2 protein-coding genes are annotated in these 1465 nt (G+C 58.4%); both read right to left on the bottom strand.

The genetic code is table 11. From position 1 onward, the window contains the following. Window positions 1–53: 53 nt before the first annotated feature. Window positions 54–344 (bottom strand): SCP2 sterol-binding domain-containing protein, encoded by a 291-nt coding sequence (locus VZ95_RS18200; RefSeq protein WP_045777117.1) that lies wholly within the window; start codon window positions 342–344, stop codon window positions 54–56. A 150-nt stretch (window positions 345–494) separates the two neighbouring features. Further along, window positions 495–1465: porin (locus VZ95_RS18205; protein WP_156995394.1), on the bottom strand; the 971-nt coding region annotated here is incomplete at its 5' end.

The following is a 1465-nucleotide window of genomic DNA, read 5'->3' on the forward strand; positions in this document are numbered from 1 at the left end:
GCCTGTCCGTGGGTTGCCCCATCCGCAAAGCAAGCATTGGACCAAAGCGGCGCTTAGCCCAGCGCGTTAACCAGTTTCATAGCAACCCCCAGCGAGCCCGCGACTTTGATCTTGCCAAAAGTATAACCCAGCATCGGATCGAGCTGACCATCGATCAGCTTATTCAGGTTTTCGGTGGAAATGCGAATGGTGCAGGCGGCCTCTTCCTCACTATCGGTCGAGAGGAGCGGTTGGGCACCGCGCGCGTCGATGGTGTAGAGGCCATCCTCGCCCAAATCGAAGCGCACCACCGCCCCTAGCCCCGCGAGATTCGCCAGAGCGGCCTTTAAACGCGCCTCGATCATGATCCGATGCTCCCAGAAAGCGATCTTACTTTTACGTAAAGGTAATGGCCTTGGTCGGACTCCGCAATGCGAATCTGATCCGCACGCCAAACAGCAAAACGGGGGCACCGCCGTAGCGATGCCCCCGCCTTGAACCGTTAATAGACTAGATTAGAAGTCTACGCGGGTGCGGAACGTGAAGAGCGTACCGTCGTTCTTCGTCTTACCGGCCTTCAGAGCCGTTTTATCAGCCGATTCGGCTTCGAAGAACACGATATCGCCCTGGAGCGACAGGCCGGGAGCCAGTTGATAGGCGGCACCGAGGCCCCATGCGTAATCGGTCGTGTCGCTTACGCCGCGCGCCTTGTAATCGGTTTCGACGCGGGCATAGTTCACGCCAACAGCAAACGGGCCGGTTTCATAGGTCAGGCCGAGCTGCCAACCGAACTCTTCGTCATCCTTCGCAAGGCCGGTTTCGCCATTGTTGAAGTAATGACCGCCGAACACGAAGCCCTTGTAGCCCAAGGTCGCGCCAAGGTGCCACACGGCATAATCGCCGAGCGCGCTCTTAACAGTTGCGGACGTATCCTTCTGGTCGCCCCACTGAACGCCCGCCCCTGCCGTGAAGGCGACATCGCCGAATTCACGGGTATAGGTCGCGCCGAGTGCGATCAGGTCGTTATAATCGTTGCCCTTACCCGTCACAAACTTCGAACGGGCGTTGTCACGACCTGCCGAACCCTTTTCCGGGGTGTAGCTGATACCGGCCTGGAAGCCTGCGAACACGGGGGTGTAATACACCAGCTTCGTGTCGAACTCGCCTTCGTTGGCGTGGTAGTAGCTGTAGCGGCCCCCAAAATCAGCGCCCCAAGCATAATCGGCTTGGCCGATACCGACCGACGGGGCCTGAATTTCGAACTGCGAGTCGACGGCCAGCGTGTCGCCGAGTTCGATCTTACCCCAAGAACCGGAGAGATAGATGAACTTCGTATCAGCACCCAGCGTATCCTGACGGACCTGGTTGCTGTCGTTCTGATTGTTGCGCAGACGGGCACTGAAGCCGTAAGTCAGACCATTTTCGGCCTTGGCTTCGGCTTTCAGCGTCAGACGATAGTCCATGCGGGCTTCGCGCGATTCCGCGT

Source organism: Elstera litoralis (assembly GCF_000963705.1).
In the GTDB taxonomy this organism is placed as follows: Bacteria; Pseudomonadota; Alphaproteobacteria; order Elsterales; family Elsteraceae; genus Elstera; species Elstera litoralis.